The sequence below is a fragment of the Rhizobium sp. TH2 genome, assembly GCF_024707525.1.
Lineage (GTDB): Bacteria > Pseudomonadota > Alphaproteobacteria > Rhizobiales > Rhizobiaceae > Rhizobium_E.
Genome location: NZ_CP062231.1, coordinates 5,808,887 through 5,827,195, shown reverse-complemented (window position 1 = coordinate 5,827,195; position 18,309 = coordinate 5,808,887). Strand labels below are relative to the sequence as shown.

Sequence of the window (18,309 nt, the reverse complement as noted above, 5' to 3'; positions counted from 1 at the left end):
AATTGCGCCGATGCAGAAAGTGATGAACCCCTATCTCGTGCTGGCCCTGGCGGTGATCCTGCCGGGCGCCGGGCATGTGGCCGCCGGCGAGCCGCGGCGTGGTCTGGCCTTCGCCTTCTTCGTGGTTCTGTTCGGCGCGCTGACCTATGCGACAACCACGCCGGAGATTTCATTCATCGGGCGCCATGCGGGCGGTCTGTTCATCTGGGCGCTCTCCATTCCTGATGCCTACCGGCGCGCGCGTATCCGGACGCTGAACGCCAAAGTCACCCGTTGAACGGCGGCAGGCGGCGCTCGACCGGCGAGGCCTTGATCATCGACGTATTGGTTTCCGCCCGCTCGGCGATCTTGTCCAGTATGCCGTCGAGCTCACCCATCGAGCGCACGACCAGCCGGGCGATGAAGCAATCGTCACCCGTGACCTTGTCGCATTCGATGAACTCAGGCGTTTCCTGGATCAATCGCTCGACGATGTGAAGCTGGCCCGGCAGCGGTCGGACGCGCACGATGGCCTGCAAGGGATAGCCGAGCGCCGCCAGACCGAGACTGACCGTGAAGCCGGAAATCACCCCACGATCCTCGAGCCGCCGCACGCGTTCGGCGGCACTTGGCGAAGACAGGCCGGCGATCTCGGCCAGTTCCTTCAACGGCATGCGGGAATTGCGGCTCAGGGCTTCGAGGATGCGCTGGTCGATGGCATCGAGCGTATCGTTAGGCATTCTACTCTCTCTGCTTTTCATTATTAGGCACGACGGCAGATGATCCTTCGCCAAACTATATAAAGAACACCATCCGCGCAATATCCTCCTCATAACCCGAGGAGCAAGGCAATGCAGAACGACATACGGCGCGGAACAATCGAAATGACGGCAGCGATGCTGATATCGGGCACGATCGGCTGGTTCGTGCTGGTGTCCGGGCAGCCGGTCGAGAATGTCGTCTTCTGGCGCTGCGCTTTCGGTGCCGTGGCGCTGATAGCCATCTGCGGCGCGCTCGGTTACCTCAAGCCCGGCGTCATCACCCGCCGGCAATTGTTGATCGCCGTGCTCGGCGGCATCGCCATCGTGTCGAACTGGCTGCTGCTGTTCGCCGCCTATCCCCGATCCTCGATCTCGATCGCCACAACGGTCTACAACACCCAGCCCTTCATGCTGCTCGGGCTGGGCGCGCTGTTTCTCGGCGAGAAGATCACACTGGAAAAGCTCGCCTGGCTGGCGCTCGCTTTCGGCGGCATGATGCTGATCGTACAGGCCAAGCCCGGTGGCGGAGCGACAGGCGGGAGCTATGCCATCGGCATCCTGCTCGCACTCGGAGCGGCCCTCTTCTATGCGCTGGCTGCCTTCGCCGCCAAGTGGCTGAAAGGCGTGCCGCCGCATCTCGTGGCGCTCGTGCATGTCCTGACCGGCGTGGCGATGCTGGCGCCCTTCGCGGACTTCCTCAATCTGCCCTCGGATGGCCAGACCTGGTCGCTGCTTGCCACGATGGGCTTTGTCCATACCGGCGTGATGTACATCCTGCTCTATGGCGCGATCCAGAGGCTGCCGGTCCACCTCACCGGCGCGCTGTCCTTCATCTATCCGGTCGCTTCGATCGTGGTTGACAGGCTGGCCTTCGGCCATCTACTCCAGCCGGTACAGATGATCGGCATGGCGCTGATCTTCCTGGCGGTCGCGGGCATGAATTTCGGCCTCAAGCTCGGAATTTTCAGGCGCGCGCCGACAGCACCATGAGGGGGAGCGTTTCGTGATCACGTGCTATCTTCGCTATGTCATCGATCCCTATAAACTGGCTGAATTCGAACATTACGCGAAGCTCTGGATACCTCTGGTGACGCGGCTGGGTGGCACGCATCACGGGTATTTCCTGCCAAGCGAAGGCGCCAGCAACATTGCGCTGGCGCTGTTCAGTTTTCCGTCGCTTGCCGAATACGAGATCTATCGCCAGAGGATGGCGGCCGACCCGGAATGCCAGGCCGCGCTGGATTTCGGCGAAAAGACGCGCTGCATCGTGAGCTACGAGCGCAGCTTCATGCGCCCGCTCTTCTGACATGGTCGGCCAATTAGAATTCCGTTCCGACTATTTCGGAGACCGGGCCGCATTCACGGCGCTAGTGGACCTTCTCTTCGACACGTTCGAGATCGATATCGGACAGCTCGACCGCCTGGGCGGGCCGGATCCGACGTCGATGCCGTTCGGCTATTTCGACGAGACGGGGCGCTGTGTGGCGAATTTCAGCGCATTTTCGACGCCGCTGGTCATCAATGGCCGGCGAGTACATGCGGTGGGCTACCAATCCGGCGCGGTGCGGCCGGAATATCGCGGCCAGGGGCTCTATCGCGACCTGATGCAGCGGGCCTTCGCCTGGGCCGAAGGCCAACGCTTCGAATTCGGAATGCTCCTCACCGACAAACCCGGCCTTTATACATCCTACGGATTCCGCGTCATTAAGCAGCACATGTTCCATGGCCCGATGCCAGCCGCTGCGGGCGTCCTGCCATGCCGGCACCTCTCCATCGAGAACGACGCGGATGTGGCTCTGATACGATCCGTGCTCATACAGCGAATGCCAGTCTCGGAGCGCTTCGCCGTCACCGGGCATATCGAGGAATTCCTGCTCAACGCCTGTTTCGATCCGTCGATCCGACTGTCTCATATGCCGGATCATGATGCGATCGTCGCCTGGCGAGAGGGGGCCGGGACCTTCCATCTTCTCGACATCGCCAGCCGCGATATTCCATTGCTTGCCCAAGTCATCGCGGCCGTGCAAACGCGTGCCGAACGCGCGGCCGTTTACTTCCCGACCGATCGACTGGGCTGGACCGGAGAGACTGGGCGTTACGAAGGCTCCTGTGATCTGATGGTCACCGGTGACACGGACGCTCTTCTCAATTCGGGGCCATTCATGCTTTCGCCATTGGCGGAATTCTAGCGCTTAAATCGAGCATATTCCGCAATTACAACGCAATTTGACCATTGTTTCCGCCTCTGGTATCAACGGCAAATCAGCATGGACCTACTCCAATGACCCTCACAGCCATCGCCGCCTATGCATTCGCCCTGTTCGTTGTCGTGCTCATTCCGGGGCCCGGGATCACCGCGCTCGTGGCCCGCGCGCTGGGGAGCAGCTTTCGCGAAAGCCTGGCCATGGCGATCGGCATCATGCTCGGCGACCTGGTCTTCCTCACCGCCGTCGTGCTGGGCCTCGCGGTCGTCGCACAGGCATTCGGCACCGTGTTCATGATCATCAAGTATGCCGGGGCGGCCTATCTCGCCTATCTCGCCTACAAGATCTGGACATCGGGCATGCTGAAGACCGATGCCGAAATCGGCCCCAGGCGGAGCATTTTCCAGTCGTTGGTATCCGGGTTGCTGGTGACGCTCGGCAATCCCAAGGCGATGGTCTTCTATCTGGCGCTGGTGCCGACACTCATCGATATCGCATCCATCACGGTGACGGATTATTTCGAACTGCTCGCCGTCACGACCGTGGTGCTGATGGCGGGAACGATTCCCTATATCGTGCTCGCCGCCAAGGCGCGCGAGTTCTTCCGCCGGCCGGTGGCGCTCAAGCGGCTCAACCGCACCTCCGCCACCTTCCTTGCCGGAACCGCCGGTTATATCGCCATTCGATAAATTCAATGGAGAATATTGCTTGGCTGCTGGCAATGCGGGAGGTTTATTTCCGAAATTGCGCTCCCCTCGCGCGAATCTGTCTGGAAAGACGAAACCCAAGCGCCTAGTTTCTCCCCAGACAAACCTGGGAGAGCAACATGTCAGACGCCAAGAAGCCTGGTCGCGGCCGGATCTACAATTCGATCACCGAAACGATCGGCGACACGCCCATCGTCCGACTCGACAAGCTGGCCAAGGAAAAGGGCGTGAAGGCCAACCTTCTCGCCAAGCTGGAATTCTTCAATCCGATCGCCTCGGTCAAGGACCGCATCGGGGTGGCGATGATCGAGTCGCTCGAGGCCCAGGGCAAGATCACCCCCGGAAAATCCACCCTCATCGAGCCGACCTCCGGCAATACCGGCATCGCGCTTGCCTTCGCCGCCGCCGCCAAGGGCTACAAGCTGATCCTCACCATGCCAGAGACCATGTCGATCGAGCGCCGCAAGATGCTGGCGCTGCTCGGCGCCGAACTGGTGCTGACCGAAGGCGCCAAGGGCATGAAGGGCGCCATCGCCAAGGCCGAGGAACTGGCCGCGTCGATCCCCGACGCGATCATTCCGCAGCAGTTCGAAAATCCGGCCAATCCCGAAATCCACCGCAAGACCACGGCCGAGGAGATCTGGAACGACACCAACGGCACGGTTGATTTCCTTGTCTCCGGCATCGGCACCGGCGGCACGATCACCGGCGCAGGCCAGGTGCTGAAGGCCAGGAAGCCTGGCCTCAAGGTCATCGCCGTCGAACCCGCCGATTCACCGATCCTCTCCGGCGGCAATCCCGGCCCGCACAAGATCCAGGGCATTGGGGCAGGCTTCGCACCTGCCATTCTCGACAAGTCGGTTTATGACGAAGTCATCACCGTCACCAATGACGACGCCTTCACTAACGCCCGCCTCGTCGCCAGGCTCGAAGGCGTGCCGGTCGGCATCTCGTCGGGTGCCGCACTCACCGCCGCGATCGTACTCGGGCAGCGCGAAGAGAATGCCGGCAAGAACATCGTCGTGATCATCCCCTCCTTCGCCGAGCGCTATCTCTCGACCGCGCTGTTCGAGGGCCTGGGCAGCTGACATTCTGCGTTGGTGTCGAAATCAGAGAGGGCCGGGCAACCGGCCCTTTCTTGTTTGCTAAGCCGCGCTCTGCAGCCGCTCTCCTGCGATCCTGTAGGAGATCGCCTCGGCCAGATGAATGCGGCCGACGCGGGCTGCCTCATCCAGGTCGGCGAGCGTGCGTGCGACCTTGAGAATGCGGTGATAACCCCGAGCCGAGAATTTCATCTTGTCCGCCGCGTCGCGTAAAAGCTGCAGCCCGCCGGCGTCCGGTTCGGCGATCTTTTCGATCAGCGCCGTCGAGCAGCGGGCATTGCAACTGACGCCCGGTTGCCCCAATGCGATGAAGCGGTCCTGTTGCAGTTCCCGCGCTCGTGCCACCCGCCGGGCGATCACGGCGCTCGTCTCCGCGGTCATTGGGCGGATCAGGTCGCCGGCCGTCACCGCAGGCACTTCGATCCTGATATCGATGCGATCGAGCAATGGACCCGATAGACGGGACTGATAATCGCTGACGCAGCGCGGACCGCGCGCACAGGTGTGACCGGGCTCGCCAGCCATGCCGCATTTGCAGGGATTCATCGCCGCGACAAGCTGGATATTGGCGGGGTAACTGACATGGTGGTTGGCGCGCGCGATGACGCATTCGCCGGTCTCGAGCGGCTGGCGCAGCGCGTCGAGCGTGGCCGGATGGAATTCGGGTAGTTCATCGAGGAAGAGCACGCCATTATGGGAGAGTGAAGCCTCCCCAGGCCGGGCGCGCAGGCCGCCGCCGACAAGGGCCGCCATGGTGGCCGAGTGATGCGGGGCGCGGAACGGCCTGCGATCCGAGAGCTTGCCGCCGGAGAGCTGCCCGGCGATGGAATGGATCATCGAGACTTCGAGGAGCTCCGCAGCGCCGAGCGGCGGCAGGATGGAGGGCAGCCGTTGCGCCAGCATCGACTTGCCCGAACCGGGTGGGCCGATCATCAGCAGGTTATGCCCGCCGGCGGCAGCCACTTCCAGCGCGCGCTTGGCGCTTTCCTGTCCCTTGATATCGGCAAGGTCGGGCAGATTGGCGGGGCTCTGGCGGATTGCCGGCTCGGGCCGGCTCAGCACCTGCGTGCCGCGAAAATGGTTGGCGAGGCCGATCAGGCTGCGCGGCGCCAGAATATCCATGCCGGCGCCCGCCCAGGCCGCTTCCGGGCCGCTGTCATGCGGGCAGATCAGGCCCTTGCCCATGGCATTGGCGCTGATGGCTGCCGGCAACGCGCCGGCCACCGGCGCGATCGTGCCATCGAGATTGAGTTCGCCGATAACGACATAGTCGGCCAGCGCGTCGGCGGGAATGGCGCCGAGCGTCGCCATCAGTGCCAGCGCTATCGGCAGGTCGTAATGGCTGCCTTCCTTCGGCAGGTCGGCGGGTGCCAGATTGACGGTGACTTTCTTCGGCGGCAGCGTCAGACCGGATGCGTGGAGGGCCGCCTGTACGCGCTCGCGGCTCTCGGCCACGGCCTTGTCGCCAAGGCCGACAATGTGCATGTTGAGGAGGATTAATTTTTCCGTTATGTAGTCTTCAAGGAGATTGCATATGCGACCTAAAGCCTACTCATACATCAGAATGTCAACGGAAATTCAGTTGCGAGGCGACAGTCTCAGGCGACAAACTGAAGCCGCTGAGAAGTATGCCAAAGCGCATAATCTCGACCTGCAGACGAATTTTAAATTGGAGGACATCGGCGTGTCTGCCTTCAAAGGCAGAAACGTCCGCGAAGGGCAGCTTGGTCGCTTCCTTAATGCCGTGCAGGCTGGAGAAATCGAAAAGGGTTCTTACCTCGTCGTAGAATCGCTCGATCGGATCAGCCGAAGTCAACCGCAAACCGCTGCATCACTTTTCCTTCAGATATTGGAGGCGGGCGTAAACATCATCACGCTGGTCGATAATAAGGTTTATGAGGCAAACAACTGCGCGTTCGTCGATATCATTATGTCCGTTGTCATCATGAGCCGGGCTCACGATGAATCTCATACGAAAAGTGTTCGCGTCGGTGCCGCGTGGGAAAACAAGCGAAAAGGGCTAGCCCACAAGAAGCTGACTAGAGTCTGTCCTGCTTGGCTCACACTCAATGACGATCGAACCGAGTTCACCATCACCGAGGATAGAGCCCAGCTCATTCAAACGATCTTCACCCAAGCCGACGCCGGCAAAGGTGCGTATCAGATTGCGCATGCCTTCAATGCCACCGGGGTGAAACCATTCTCAGATTCAGATGGTTGGCACGAGTCCTACATGGCCAAAATTTTGAAAAATCGATCCGTCATCGGTGAGTTTCAGCCTCATCGGTTTGTTGATGGCAAACGAGTTCCCTGGGGCGATCCAATTTCCGGATACTATCCCGCCATCGTAACGGAAGCCCAATTCGATCGCGTTCAAAAAGGCCGGAAGGTCCGGGGCGCGAGGGGAGCCGGGAGAAAGGGAACACGGCTCGTCAACCTTTTCGCTGGTGTTGCGAAATGCGGATACTGCGACGGCCCCATGTCGATCGAGGATAAGGGGGAAGGACCCAAAGGGGGTGTCTACATTCGTTGCACCAATTCGAAACGTTTCCACCGTTGTGACGCATCGTCTTGGCGTCTTCGTTATTTTGAAAAAAGCTTCCTCAGGTATGTTTCAGAGCTTGACCTAAGTGTGGTTCTGGGCCGGCCGGACGAGGGCCGTGAACTGATCGAGGCTGGCATCCTGGCTAAGACGTCAGCGCTGGAAAAGCTGGAGCTGCAACGTGAAAAGGCATTCGACTTGCTAGCTGATGCAGACAGCGCAGGCGACTTCGTCAAACGCCGCCTCGTATCCTTATCTGACGAAATTACGCAGATCGGAAAGGATATCGTTCAACTTCGTAGTGAGTTGGCGAACCATGCAACGCAGGCCGATCCCAGCTTACCTACTCTGGAAAACAAGATCGATGACATCGACTGGGACAACGCGAAGGCCTATGATGACCGTACGAAGATCGCGAATTGGATCAAGCTGAACGTCAGAGAACTGCTGCTTTATCCAGATGATCTCAGTGGCCCTCCCCCGAGAACGAAAGTCCGAGATTACACGTATTCGCCCGACAAACACTTTTCTGTGCTGTTTGACGATGGCAACTTTCGAACGCTGTCATTTTCTGCCGATGACTTGCTCACGTACAAAGTCTCGATCACGGCTGACGATGATGGTTGGACGCTAACAAACGCTCTGGGAGATGTGCAGCGCCATCTCGATAGCTAGCCTAGCGTAGCGGAAACGGAAATCAAAATCGAAATTGATCGATTTTGAGCGATTTAAAATCGCTGAAATTAAATCGCTGGGGTTGCTCCGCGCTGCAGATAGTTTTTCACAGTCTGCGGATAAAAGGAGCTTCCTGTACGAGTTTTGATGCCCATTGCGTTCAGCCGGCGAGCCAGTTCTGAATAGCCAAGGGACTCCCAGCCGTCGGGAAGCTTCGCGACGATTAGAGCTTTGAATTGATCTGCCGCCTCTGCATTTTCGATGGCAAGCTTTTTCCCGTTGGCTCCCAACAGCACTCCGCGCTGCCTTGCCTGGGCGAGAGCGGCCTTGGTTCTTAGAGAGATCATCCGACGCTCTTCCTGGGCCAAGGCAGCGAAGATATGAAGCTGGAAGTCTGTCGCATGCGGCATGTCAGCAACGACGAGTCCGACACCCGACTCCATCATGCTGGCGATGAAACTCACCCTTCGAGAGAAGCGATCAAGCTTGGCAATTAGAAGTGAGGCTCCAGTTTTCTTGGCAAGCGCGATCGCCTTCTTAAGCTCCGCCCGGTTATCCTTACGTCCTGAAACAGCTTCGATGAATTCTCCAGACAACCTATCGCCTTCTTTTAGAAAGGCCCTAATCGCCTGGCATTGGGCATCTAGGCCTAGTCCGGACCTGGCTTGGCGCTTTGTCGAAACACGATAGTAAGCGATGTACTGCATTGCACCTCCTATGGGAGGCGATCGTCCATTAACGCGTCAAGTTCAACTGGTTTTACACCGCCGACGATCTTGATTTCCAGCGAAGAAGACACAAAATCATTGCTAAGAAAAACAGGGAGGAAACTGTGGCTTTCAGTAGTCAGGAAGGTGCTTCGGTTATCCGGCCGGAAGATTTCAGCGCGATGGTCGAGATCTACAAGGCCGCAATACTTGAGCCTTCATTTACCCAGGATGAGGAAGAGCGGAAACGCTTCGCCAAGCTGGTCATCAGCGCCTACCGCAACGGTATGCACAATTACCATGAGCTTCGGGCTTATGCGCGGGAGCTGGCACGGGAGCAATTCTCGGTCGATGGCCCGGATGGCGTTGGGAATTGATAGGTCTGCCACGCGGCGGGGCGCCTATTTGCAGGGCCAAGCCTCAGAAAAAGACTTTTGCACAAGCTCGGTCGCGGACTGGTGCCGGTTTTCAGGGTGGTTCTCCAGATACTTACAAAATACCTCGTTGAGTTGGCCAACGGTAATGCCTTCCGTTAGGCAAACGCCTCCTTTAGCGGTGTTTACGGCTGACATCGCTACGTTATTTGCCGTTGTGCCAGGCATCGTATCCAGCGCCGTTAGCGTCGCTGCGTCTTTATCCCATTCGTGCTTTCCACCCCACCCGGCAACGTAGCCCGCTACGATCTGCGGTCTTGAAGTGCAGTAATCATGCATTTGAAGTCCGTTAAAGAATTCAGCATTCGCCGGCATGGATGTCAGGCAAAGCGCAGTTGCAACCCATATTCTCATTGAAAATCCCCCTAACGATATTCCGCCAGCGTTCTGTATAAGAGTCAATCCTCAGCCCATAACCATGCTACTGCGGCACTAGTAGAAGTTGATTGGACGCCGATATGTAAAGCCTAGCCGGTGGAGCTGGTGGCAGCGAGCCGGATAGCATTGGCGGAAGTCCCTTATCGCTCGTAGTCGTCTCAGGAATGATTGGGCGCTCACAATTAGGCTGTGGTCCAGTGTGAGGATTTCCCGCTGTGGGCTGTCAAGAAGAGGCTGACTGGTGGGCAAGCGGGGCGCGGGACGGCGACCAACTTGGCAACTTCCTAACGGATGTGCGGCTGGCCGTTGGCAGCAATGTGCTGGTTCGGCGCGACAGGCTGCTGGCATCGTAGCGACTCCAGCTAGATTCGGCTATGAAAGTCGAAAAGGGCGAGGGGCGGGAATGGATACAAAAATATGGAGGGAGTGGTACGGGAGTTATTTTCGGCCTTTGCCGTGCCCACGCTGTCCGACCGGCAAGCTCAAGCAGAACCAAAAGCAGCGACAGATGATACCGCCGCTTCATGCTGAGCGTCACTGGAAGAACAATGAGCTTTCACATGAGATGGAAACTGGCCAGTTCACGGCGGTTTTCACCTGTGACAACCCATTTTGTGGAGAAATAGTCACTGTCACCGGGCGGTATGAAAAGCGTACGCACTACGAGCATAATCCTGAAACTGACAACATGGACGAAAGCGAAGACCTGCTTTTCTGGCCGAAAAGCATGTATCCAGCGCCGCCCGTTATTAAAGTCCCTGAGGGCCTTGGGAAGCCTTGCAAGGAGCACCTCCAAGTCGCTTACAGTCTCATATGGGTAGACGGCGGGTCGTGTGCTAATCGCCTCCGCATCTTTGTGGAAGCGCTACTCGACCAACTGAAAGTGCCCACCACCGGTCCAAAGGGAAATCGCAAGAATGCCACCTGGGACCTGTCGGACCGCATCAAAGCGCTCGATGCGATTGACCCCGGTCACAAAGACAGCCTTGACGCCCTACGGTTTGTTGGAAACGTCGGAAGCCATGAAGGGAAGGTCGAATTCAAGACGGTCCTCCAGTGTTTCCAAATTCTCGAAAACGCGCTGGAAGAACTAATCAACCGCAAGAGTGAGAAGCTGCGCGCCATCATCGACAATTTGGTCGTGTCGAAGGGCAAACCAAAGGCTTGACTCTCCGCTGCAAATGGGAACAAACTCCCATTTGCAGCGGAGAAAATTCCTATGGTCTATCGAAAAGGCGAGTTGAGCGCGGCGGGTATCGACCGCGGCTGGCCGTATCAAGTGGCACTGCCGCAGGAGAAATGTGGCTCCACGAACTACGACATCCACGCAGAATTCAACAAATGCCTGTCTCTCTGCTCACGCGGGCATTCCGTGGTGTTTGAGGACGCCTGGTACAACGTGTTCTGCTACTCGCTCAAGGAAGACGCTGAGGCCTTCATGGCCCGCTTTGGCGGGGAATGGTTCGACCCACGGGAGCGGGGCAAGGGCGCGAAATGGATGAAATGGCATAAAGGGGAGTTAATCGGCAAAGCTAAGCCAAAGTTCTTAACAGTACCATTCGTAGGATAAGGAAGGCCAGTATCCACCCCGGAATCCACAACGGCTTGCGGAGAGGCTTCATAGAGGAGACGCGGCCAATAATGAACCCAGCCAAAACCCCAATGACGGCCCCTGCGGCGCCCACTACTGCCGCGTCAATGAACTGATTGGTCTTAGTGCCAAGAATTTTCTGAGCAAATGATGGCTTTGGCCGGGACTCATCATAGATTGCCATGAGCGCGGGGCGTGCTTTTTCACAGAAGGTTTTTTTCTGCTCCTCTGTCAACGCGTCAGCGTAGCCTTTAGCAGTTATGTCGCCCCTACGGCGCACTTCTTCAGGCACGATATCGTCCTGAGTGGCGACGATGGCGACGACTTCACCGACCATCTTGTCCATCCACGCCTCGGAAGGGCAAGCATGGGTGTAGGCGAGCATCATTGGGACGATATCCGATTTCAGCTTATCCGCTTCCTGAGCGGAGACCGACGCTGTGGATAGAACTGCGACGATGGTAGCAGCGTAGACCGGCTTGATGTTCATGACTCCCCCAACGTCCCGTGCCGGAACCTACGTAACCCGGTATACTGGCGTCAATGAAATCCTCAATATCCACTCACGTCGCGATGGTCGCCGCCCTGGGATGGGTGTTCGCGAAAAAAAGTGTGGGCATGAATGCTCTGGTCGGACAACCTGTCATCGTCCTATGGGATTTGCACGGCGCGATGCTCGTATCCTTTTTGCTGGCTGCGGGTGGTTATGTCGGCGGCATGGCGATGGGCCTGTGGTAACAGCTAGTCGTCCGGTTTTCGCTGGGACGCGCGCGCCTTCAACAACTCAGCATACTCGACGATTTCCGCGAGGCGCAACGCAGCAGCTCGGACTTGCATGACCGGTGAGGCCTGCCTTTCCTTCGCCTGACACGACTTTACTGCCGCAACGACAATATCGAAGCGATCAGGATTGTTCATGGTTATGGGCGTGTTGATCTTCGCAACCCCGTTTCCAGCATACTGACTCGTCAGTTGAGCAGCGATCCGAGCAACGAACTCGAAGTCTTCGACGGAGTCAGGGGCACTGACATTGATCACGTGCGCCCCCTCATGCGTGAAGTTGAACGGACTTTCGTGGAGCCATATGAGGCCTACAAGCTTATTGACCTCGGCTCGGAATAGGTCGTCAAGGTCCGCCCACTTTCGGCGCTTTTCCTCGTCTTCTAAGATGCGGGTTTGCGTTCCGATGTATTCAGCCTGTTTTCGCGCTTCGTCCGCCTGGGCCTTCATGACCTCACGCTGATGGACAAATTCCTCCCGGGTTAGCTGCAACTCAGTACGCTGCTCTCTTAGTTCGGCGGACTGTATCCAGACTGCGGTCACCAGCCAGACGAAGGCAATTGGGGCAAACACCCCAGCCATGAAATCTCCCCACTCGTTAAGCTTTGTTGGCATTTCATCGGGGGTAACGCGGGAGAGAGCAATGCCGGCTCCTATGACCCAGACGGCGGTAATGACGACAGCAAAGCGGTTAGGAGTGAATAAGTGCTTCATGTTGATAGTTCGCTGGCGGCCTGAGCGGCTACTTCGGCTGCGCGCTTTGCAAGCCCACGCTCTTCAGTCTCCTTCCACCAGGGCAGCAGGTCGCCTGGCTCGAACGGATACTTTTGGCTCGGGCGTACTTCTTTCACTGCATTCCGTCGGATTTCGCGAACGCTCCAACCCCGGTACTTGGCATCATGTGCCCCGGCGCGAAATGTCTCTTGGACATCCTCCTCGGTCGAGTGCGCTAGCATGTGTTCCATTTCGGAAATCGAGACGAACAGCGGGACGCGCTTATCCTCGGCGGTCATTTCCGGTTCTTTGGTTGCTGCCAGTTTTTCAGCCTCCGCAACCATCGTAGCTCGCAGTTCGGAAGAGGTTTGCGTCCATGGTTCCATCGTCAACACCACAGCGGCAACCTCGTCGGCTAAGTCCTGTTTGATGATGCCACGCCGCACGTGGGAGAAGAAACGCCATAGCTGGAAAACCGCATTGGCAATCTGGTCGTACTGATTTTTCGCCTCGGACGCCGGATCGTCGGCATATTGCGCCTGGAATGAAAGCTTGGTGGCCTTGCACTCAAACACTGCGACAATCTTCCCGTCTCGCTTCAGCAGTATGTCGGGTGTTTCTGCCTCGGAATTCTTATATTTGTATTCCTCGGCCGGGCAGGGGTCGAACCCGGGAATATAGGCCTTGATGAGTTGACGGGCATATTCTTCAAACCGGGCGCGGGCGTCGTTCATGACGGTGGTTCCGGCGGCGAAAAGGTCGTAGTAAAGCCCTACCGTGGCTCTGAACAAGATCAGCTCTGGCAATGGAGCGATGTAGTGGTTTCGTGGCGCTGCGCGGATGATGGGCTTCAGCCGAAGATAGCTGGGGTGATAGGCCACAGGCATATCCTTCCCAGCAGCAAGAGTTTGAAACAGTTCAAACGACTTGCGGCGGGTCGTCCAAAGCTCGCCGGATACCATCGCCATCGTCTTTTCCATGGCGTCTTCAGGCACATCAACGGGGAACTTGGTGAGGGGCGCGCACCACGGGGCCAGTTGCGTCTGAACCCAGAGAACGAAGCAGCAGGCCATGAAATCGCTGATGGAAAGCCCATAGGTCTTCTTGAAATACTCATCGCAGAGCCCCTGGCCATAGACGAAGGCATGACGGTAAAGGTTGGCAACGTTGTGCCAGCCGATCTGCCACGGAAACTGCCGATGCGAGATTCGGTGGAACTCGCTCATGACGTTTTCGGGGGTGAGGCGTGTGCTCTGCGCGTCCTCGCTGTCTTTGAGGAGGTTGAGCACTCCTGCGAACGAATCGAAATCCGAAGTGTTGATGGGCATCTTCAAGAACACCGGCACAATGTCCTTCTGCATGTTCAAGGTCACCGTCAACAGGGTTTCCAGTTCCCACTTGTGAACCATGTATTCCGACGTTGGGTCATTGGTCACCACCACAGGAGTATGCAGCATCATATGTTGGGCATGCTCGGCTCTCCCACTTTGCAAGGCATGCACGGCCCACACCATCGAGAGGATTGGCCCGTCGTCCGTATCCGCCAGACGTCGTAAGAGAATGGGGAAAGGGTTCTTTACGGGCTCCTGTTGAGATGGCGCTGTGGCGGCGGGTTTCCGAATAGGCTCGAAGCGAAGACGAGAAGCCCAGCCCCGGACGCTTGGCACCCAATCCTGGCTGAAGAACCCGTAATAGGATGGGCTTCGCATGTAGATGTTCCGGATTTCCTGTAGAAGATAGGTCATATTCCGCTGTGTAACAGATTCTTATGCTCGGAATGATAGAAAAAGGCCCGTGAGGCCCTCATGCACAGGGGTGACTAGGCTCGACTGACGACGAAGTTTGCCGCGTACTCAACGACAAGTCCCGACACCGCAATGAGCTGCTTGGCGAGATCCAGCACTTCCTCTACCAGCGCGACGTGGCAACACGTGCGGGAGCATAGCTCAACGCTATTGCTAGGATCGCCCGGGTGCACCATGGTTCAGCATCGCGAAATTCAGCCGTCCGACTGTGTTTGCGAAGCAGCTTGAACAAATGGAGACCGCAGATCCCAAGTTTTTAGAGCCCATAGGAGAGGCGACCAACGAAGCCGTCCTTCAAACATATACCTTGGATTACGTTGGACGATCGTTGACTGAGAATGGGCTGAACGATGAATACGGCCCCGCCACGTTTGCTTTTGGCCGCGGACTGATAGTCTGTGAGACTGTCTTTAGCTGAGCTACTCCCACTCCAGTACTATGTCACGCATCCCAATGTCGATGATTTTTTCGATGTTCCCGTTGCCATCCAACGTCACAGAGGCGTCGATAAAATGGGAGATGCCGGACGCAAGAAGGGCTGCGGTTAAGGTGCCTTTGTTTGGAGCATCTACCATTGCAATCTTTTCGAAGGTCCCGTCTATGAACGCGCCTTCGAATCCCGCCTTTTCAAGAAAGTCTCCAGTGATATTCTGGCCGCTAACGTCAATCACCTCATATTCACCTACGCGAAATATCGGTGCTATTACGAATTTGCCAAGGGTTTCGGTGCAGCTTGCGATCGTCAGAGCCTGCCATTCGGAGTCAAAGACATCACGGCAATGTTGTTCAGCCCTGCCTTCGTGGCGATAGAGTTTCCTGATGCGCTTGGTTGTACGGTCCACAAAGACCGATCCATATGCCCCCTCAGCAAGATATACAAAATTGGTACCCGAAATATGGGATCCTGCCCGTTTGCTCAATCTTAAGCCCTCAAATGTTTATCAATTAACGACACCAACTGGGCGTAGTTTGCACTAGTCATATCTCATCGGTTTCGAGTTCGGGATAGTGGTTCTGTTTCAACATCTCTAATGCCGCAATCACCTCGGGATTCCGGATGGCGTTTCTAGGCTTAAACTCTTTTGCGCGCTTCGCGTTATCGATATCCGAAATGGAGCACGGTATTCCAGAGGATTCCAATGCTTGCCTAAAATCACCATGACTGATTTTTCGTTTTGCTCGGATGGCGTCGAAGCCTGCCCTCTCGTGTTTGAAAGCTATTGTCAGTTGCTGCCGAAGTCTCGGCAATGGCCCGCGTGCGTATCGTGACACCTCTTCATTTGAGTACCGCCTTGATTCCATGGCACGCTGAAATTTGTCAAAATCCTCCAACGTCTTCAAATTGTGCTTGGTCTTCTTCGTGTATTTTTCCCAACTCTCGCGATAAGCACGAAACTCCACTTCATCCTCCAGTGGAACAGTCTTGTACATTAGGTGCGAAAAGATGTCGCCTTCGTACTCGAACTCTACATCTTGGGGGCTAACAGGCTTTCGCTTCCAGTCGAACTCCATCGACAGACGTTTCTCGACTGTCTTGAACACAAAATCTGTATCGTTGCGTATCATGTCTTTCACGCCGACAGACGACTTGTACGTTACGACGGAATCGGGCGTGCGATTCAGGAACTGCCTTACTGTGAAGTCGTTTTCCTGAAGGTCATCGAACAAAGCGTTGACCTTTATTCCGCCCTTTTGCAGAACCACTTCGGACGGATTAGACCGCTTGATGGTTGCGGAACCCCTGGTCCGCCATCCCACAGGCTGTGCGATTGTATGTTTCACATCAAGCGGAGGCCTGTCGGTGTCTAGTTGGGCAAGTGCCCCGGAAAATGAACGAAACAATGCCCCACTGGTCGCGTTTGTAATTTCCGCATCGGTGGCGTTCGACAAAAACCCGTCAGTGGTCACGCTGAAGACAGTTGTATTGGCGGAAAAACGGTTCAAGATTTCGCCGAGTACCGCCCTGGTATATGACGTGATGAATGACGCAAAGAACGGCTGTGTGATCTCGCTCTCAGGAATTGCCTTCAATTCATCGCTTCGCAGATCATAGACCCGTTTTTCGCGAAGGCCCTGAGCCGTCTTTCCATAGGTGCTGTTTCCGACTTCCTTCCAGAAGAGATTTCCGAAGGTGCCCTTTTGATGTTTGCTTCGCTCGTTGATGGACATCGAGATAAAATCTCGAAAGATCGGCATCTCAGGGTCTGTAGGGACATGAAGCCCCTTCCGAAAACGCAATTTGGCCCCGAGTTTTTGCGCGAGAAATAACTCAGGTGCGCCGCACTTGGTGTGACCTCGTAACGGAAAGATGATCCCGTTTGCAGTCCGCACCGGCAACGTGGGAAATCGCGTGGATGGATCGAACTCGAAGTCCATTGAAAAATAGCTAAGATGCCAAGGTTCGACGTCTCCAAAATCCTGGAGTCTGGTGACTTCGTTCCACTTTGGCATTCCAATTATCGACATCGCTGTCGTGTACGCTGAGCTGAGATCGTGGTCTCGCCAAACACCCTCATCAGCGACACCAAAGAGAAACTGCTCGTTTCTGCCGCCGTGATAAGTGCTGCAAACAAAATCCATTTCGTCATCGACGTCTTCGATGAACGGATTTTTCTGCGTGTTCAGGAAGTACCCGAGCTTAGGCTTGTACTGCCGTACCTCAACGGTTTCCCTTCCAAGCACGCTGTTCTTCGACCAACCCCTCTTTTTTTCCCAGCCTTCAGTTACGAGTTTAGTACCAAAGCTTGTAAGCGTCGCCGGGAGTTTGAAAACGTTGAACAGAACCTGATATTGACGCATTACCTTTGTCGCGTATTCGACACACACATGCGCGTCACGAATGGCGTATTCTCTGAATCGGAGCCAATTCTCGCTCCGGAAACGTGCCATATTCTCTTTGATGTCTAGTTCCTTTGCAGGATCAGCATCCAGCACAATTTTCGGAAGTCCGACAATCTCGCCAAGACCCGCAAGCGATCTTGCACTGCCCGGCGCCAATAGCATTGTGTCCCGGATCATCACTTCAAGTTCGGCATGGACATCGTCGCCATCACTGAGAGTGAGCTCCTTAAAGCGATCGATAGAGATGAAGGTATTGCGTATATTAGACATTACGGTCCTCAAGGACAGGAAGTCTTCGAACGCTGGGAGGTCAGCGCGAGTGAAGTGTCCAACCAAGTACACCTTTCGTGGGAGAACCACGTCGGGATACCTCTGCAGAAAGCTAGCGATTGCAATGCCGAGGAATTTATCCTGAGGGTAGCGATCGCCGCTGCTTGGAACAATAATACCCGCCGCGTCGAGATGACCGTGCTCCTCAGAGCGATGGATGAGCCGAACGTAGAATTGGTAAGAAAGCAGCTCGTTCTTGGCTCCCTCAGCAATCTTGCCTGTGGTGCTGTCTATCGATTGATACTCGGTATCAAAGCCAATCAGCAGATATGCGTCGACATCCGGCGGCTTTTTCCTACCTCTTAAGGGCTTTTGATAAATCGGCTGCTTGGCCAGCGTGACAGTTTCCTGGCGCCCGCCATGCTCGTCAGGTTCGATTTTGAATGTGTAGTCCATATGCAGGTGCTTACATTTTCGAGAACCGTGGGTCGCGCGCTAAAGCAGCGGAATCCGTAAAAGTTCTATATGGGTGTGGGGAGAGTAACATTTACGGATTTTGTATTCCTCTAGTCCTCGGATTAGTCGTTTTCTATGCTTAGAAATTTGAAGGGCTGGCCCGGCATTCGCAAACTAGGGACAATTTTTCAGCCAGTCCAGACCTTCAAATTTCTAAGTATATAAAACGGCTAATCCCTTTTCATCGCCTCCCTGTTTATACGCTTAGTTGCGCCCGAGCGAGTTAATACCCTCGTGCATTGCACCTCATACCCGATCTCTCAACGCGATCGGATTAATTCCGTATGCCCGAAAGCCTCATA

19 protein-coding genes and 1 pseudogene are annotated in these 18,309 nt (G+C 56.2%); 11 read left to right on the top strand and 9 right to left on the bottom strand.

All coding sequences use genetic code 11. The annotated features are described in order from the left end of the window. Positions 1-10: 10 nt before the first annotated feature. Entirely contained in the window at positions 11-277 is a 267-nt protein-coding gene (locus IHQ71_RS28615) for a hypothetical protein (RefSeq protein WP_258159776.1), read from the top strand. Here IHQ71_RS28615 and IHQ71_RS28610 read toward each other — a convergent pair. Continuing rightward, positions 267-719 (bottom strand): Lrp/AsnC family transcriptional regulator, encoded by a 453-nt coding sequence (locus IHQ71_RS28610; RefSeq protein WP_258159775.1) that lies wholly within the window; start codon positions 717-719, stop codon positions 267-269. The two genes, IHQ71_RS28615 and IHQ71_RS28610, sit on opposite strands and share 11 nt — an antisense overlap. 111 nt (positions 720-830) lie before the next feature. On the opposite strand from IHQ71_RS28610, the gene IHQ71_RS28605 reads away from it, so the two are divergent. The 5 genes from IHQ71_RS28605 to cysK all read left to right on the top strand — a co-directional run bounded on the left by IHQ71_RS28605 (position 831) and on the right by cysK (position 4,739). Beyond that, positions 831-1,730, top strand: coding sequence for a DMT family transporter (locus IHQ71_RS28605; RefSeq protein WP_258159774.1), 900 nt, complete (start codon positions 831-833; stop codon positions 1,728-1,730). Between the two features lie 13 nt (positions 1,731-1,743). Then, entirely contained in the window at positions 1,744-2,046 is a 303-nt protein-coding gene (locus IHQ71_RS28600) for an NIPSNAP family protein (protein WP_258159773.1), read from the top strand. A 1-nt stretch (position 2,047) separates the two neighbouring features. Then, entirely contained in the window at positions 2,048-2,929 is an 882-nt protein-coding gene (locus IHQ71_RS28595; protein WP_258159772.1) for a GNAT family N-acetyltransferase, read from the top strand. A 92-nt stretch (positions 2,930-3,021) separates the two neighbouring features. Continuing rightward, complete coding sequence (locus IHQ71_RS28590) at positions 3,022-3,633, top strand: LysE family translocator (protein ID WP_258159771.1); 612 nt, start codon at positions 3,022-3,024, stop codon at positions 3,631-3,633. A gap of 137 nt (positions 3,634-3,770) precedes the next feature. Then, entirely contained in the window at positions 3,771-4,739 is a 969-nt protein-coding gene (gene cysK, locus IHQ71_RS28585) for a cysteine synthase A (RefSeq protein ID WP_258159770.1), read from the top strand. A gap of 57 nt (positions 4,740-4,796) precedes the next feature. Here cysK and IHQ71_RS28580 read toward each other — a convergent pair. After that, positions 4,797-6,245, bottom strand: a pseudogene (locus IHQ71_RS28580) (YifB family Mg chelatase-like AAA ATPase); the annotation flags it as partial. Between the two features lie 43 nt (positions 6,246-6,288). Here IHQ71_RS28580 and IHQ71_RS28575 point away from each other — a divergent pair. Further along, the gene (locus IHQ71_RS28575) at positions 6,289-7,971 is read left to right on the top strand and encodes a recombinase family protein (RefSeq protein ID WP_258159769.1); all 1,683 of its coding nucleotides are present in this window, start codon (positions 6,289-6,291) and stop codon (positions 7,969-7,971) included. Between the two features lie 68 nt (positions 7,972-8,039). Here the strand turns inward: IHQ71_RS28575 and IHQ71_RS28570 are convergent, their stop codons facing one another. Continuing rightward, positions 8,040-8,678 (bottom strand): recombinase family protein, encoded by a 639-nt coding sequence (locus IHQ71_RS28570; RefSeq protein WP_258159768.1) that lies wholly within the window; start codon positions 8,676-8,678, stop codon positions 8,040-8,042. Between the two features lie 125 nt (positions 8,679-8,803). Between IHQ71_RS28570 and IHQ71_RS28565 the strand changes: the two genes are divergently transcribed. Beyond that, on the top strand, positions 8,804-9,055 hold the full coding sequence (locus IHQ71_RS28565) for a hypothetical protein (RefSeq protein WP_258159767.1): 252 nt from the start codon (positions 8,804-8,806) through the stop codon (positions 9,053-9,055). Positions 9,056-9,079: 24 nt separating this feature from the next. Here the strand turns inward: IHQ71_RS28565 and IHQ71_RS32115 are convergent, their stop codons facing one another. Beyond that, the gene (locus tag IHQ71_RS32115; protein WP_374990067.1) at positions 9,080-9,391 is read right to left on the bottom strand and encodes a Rap1a/Tai family immunity protein; all 312 of its coding nucleotides are present in this window, start codon (positions 9,389-9,391) and stop codon (positions 9,080-9,082) included. Positions 9,392-9,998: 607 nt separating this feature from the next. On the opposite strand from IHQ71_RS32115, the gene IHQ71_RS28560 reads away from it, so the two are divergent. Both IHQ71_RS28560 and IHQ71_RS28555 read left to right on the top strand, forming a co-directional pair. Next, the gene (locus IHQ71_RS28560) at positions 9,999-10,658 is read left to right on the top strand and encodes a DUF4145 domain-containing protein (RefSeq protein ID WP_258159766.1); all 660 of its coding nucleotides are present in this window, start codon (positions 9,999-10,001) and stop codon (positions 10,656-10,658) included. A 51-nt stretch (positions 10,659-10,709) separates the two neighbouring features. Beyond that, positions 10,710-11,060: a hypothetical protein gene (locus IHQ71_RS28555; RefSeq protein WP_258159765.1), complete on the top strand. Its 351-nt coding sequence runs from the start codon at positions 10,710-10,712 to the stop codon at positions 11,058-11,060. Here IHQ71_RS28555 and IHQ71_RS28550 read toward each other — a convergent pair. Beyond that, entirely contained in the window at positions 11,023-11,571 is a 549-nt protein-coding gene (locus IHQ71_RS28550; RefSeq protein WP_258159764.1) for a hypothetical protein, read from the bottom strand. The two genes, IHQ71_RS28555 and IHQ71_RS28550, sit on opposite strands and share 38 nt — an antisense overlap. Positions 11,572-11,624: 53 nt before the next feature. Between IHQ71_RS28550 and IHQ71_RS28545 the strand changes: the two genes are divergently transcribed. Next, complete coding sequence (locus tag IHQ71_RS28545) at positions 11,625-11,819, top strand: hypothetical protein (RefSeq protein ID WP_258159763.1); 195 nt, start codon at positions 11,625-11,627, stop codon at positions 11,817-11,819. 3 nt (positions 11,820-11,822) lie between these two features. Here IHQ71_RS28545 and IHQ71_RS28540 read toward each other — a convergent pair whose 3' ends face one another. The 4 genes from IHQ71_RS28540 to IHQ71_RS28525 all read right to left on the bottom strand — a co-directional run bounded on the left by IHQ71_RS28540 (position 11,823) and on the right by IHQ71_RS28525 (position 17,947). After that, entirely contained in the window at positions 11,823-12,575 is a 753-nt protein-coding gene (locus tag IHQ71_RS28540) for a hypothetical protein (RefSeq protein ID WP_258159762.1), read from the bottom strand. Next, on the bottom strand, positions 12,572-14,320 hold the full coding sequence (locus tag IHQ71_RS28535; RefSeq protein ID WP_258159761.1) for a type I restriction enzyme HsdR N-terminal domain-containing protein: 1,749 nt from the start codon (positions 14,318-14,320) through the stop codon (positions 12,572-12,574). The genes IHQ71_RS28540 and IHQ71_RS28535 overlap by 4 nt, the downstream gene beginning before the upstream one ends. 479 nt (positions 14,321-14,799) lie before the next feature. Then, positions 14,800-15,222, bottom strand: a complete 423-nt coding sequence (locus IHQ71_RS28530; RefSeq protein ID WP_258159760.1) for a hypothetical protein — start codon at positions 15,220-15,222, stop codon at positions 14,800-14,802. Between the two features lie 136 nt (positions 15,223-15,358). Next, positions 15,359-17,947 carry a DNA polymerase gene (locus IHQ71_RS28525; RefSeq protein WP_258159759.1) on the bottom strand — a complete coding sequence of 863 codons (2,589 nt, stop codon included), beginning with the start codon at positions 17,945-17,947 and terminating at the stop codon, positions 15,359-15,361. Between the last annotated feature and the right edge of the window lie 362 nt (positions 17,948-18,309).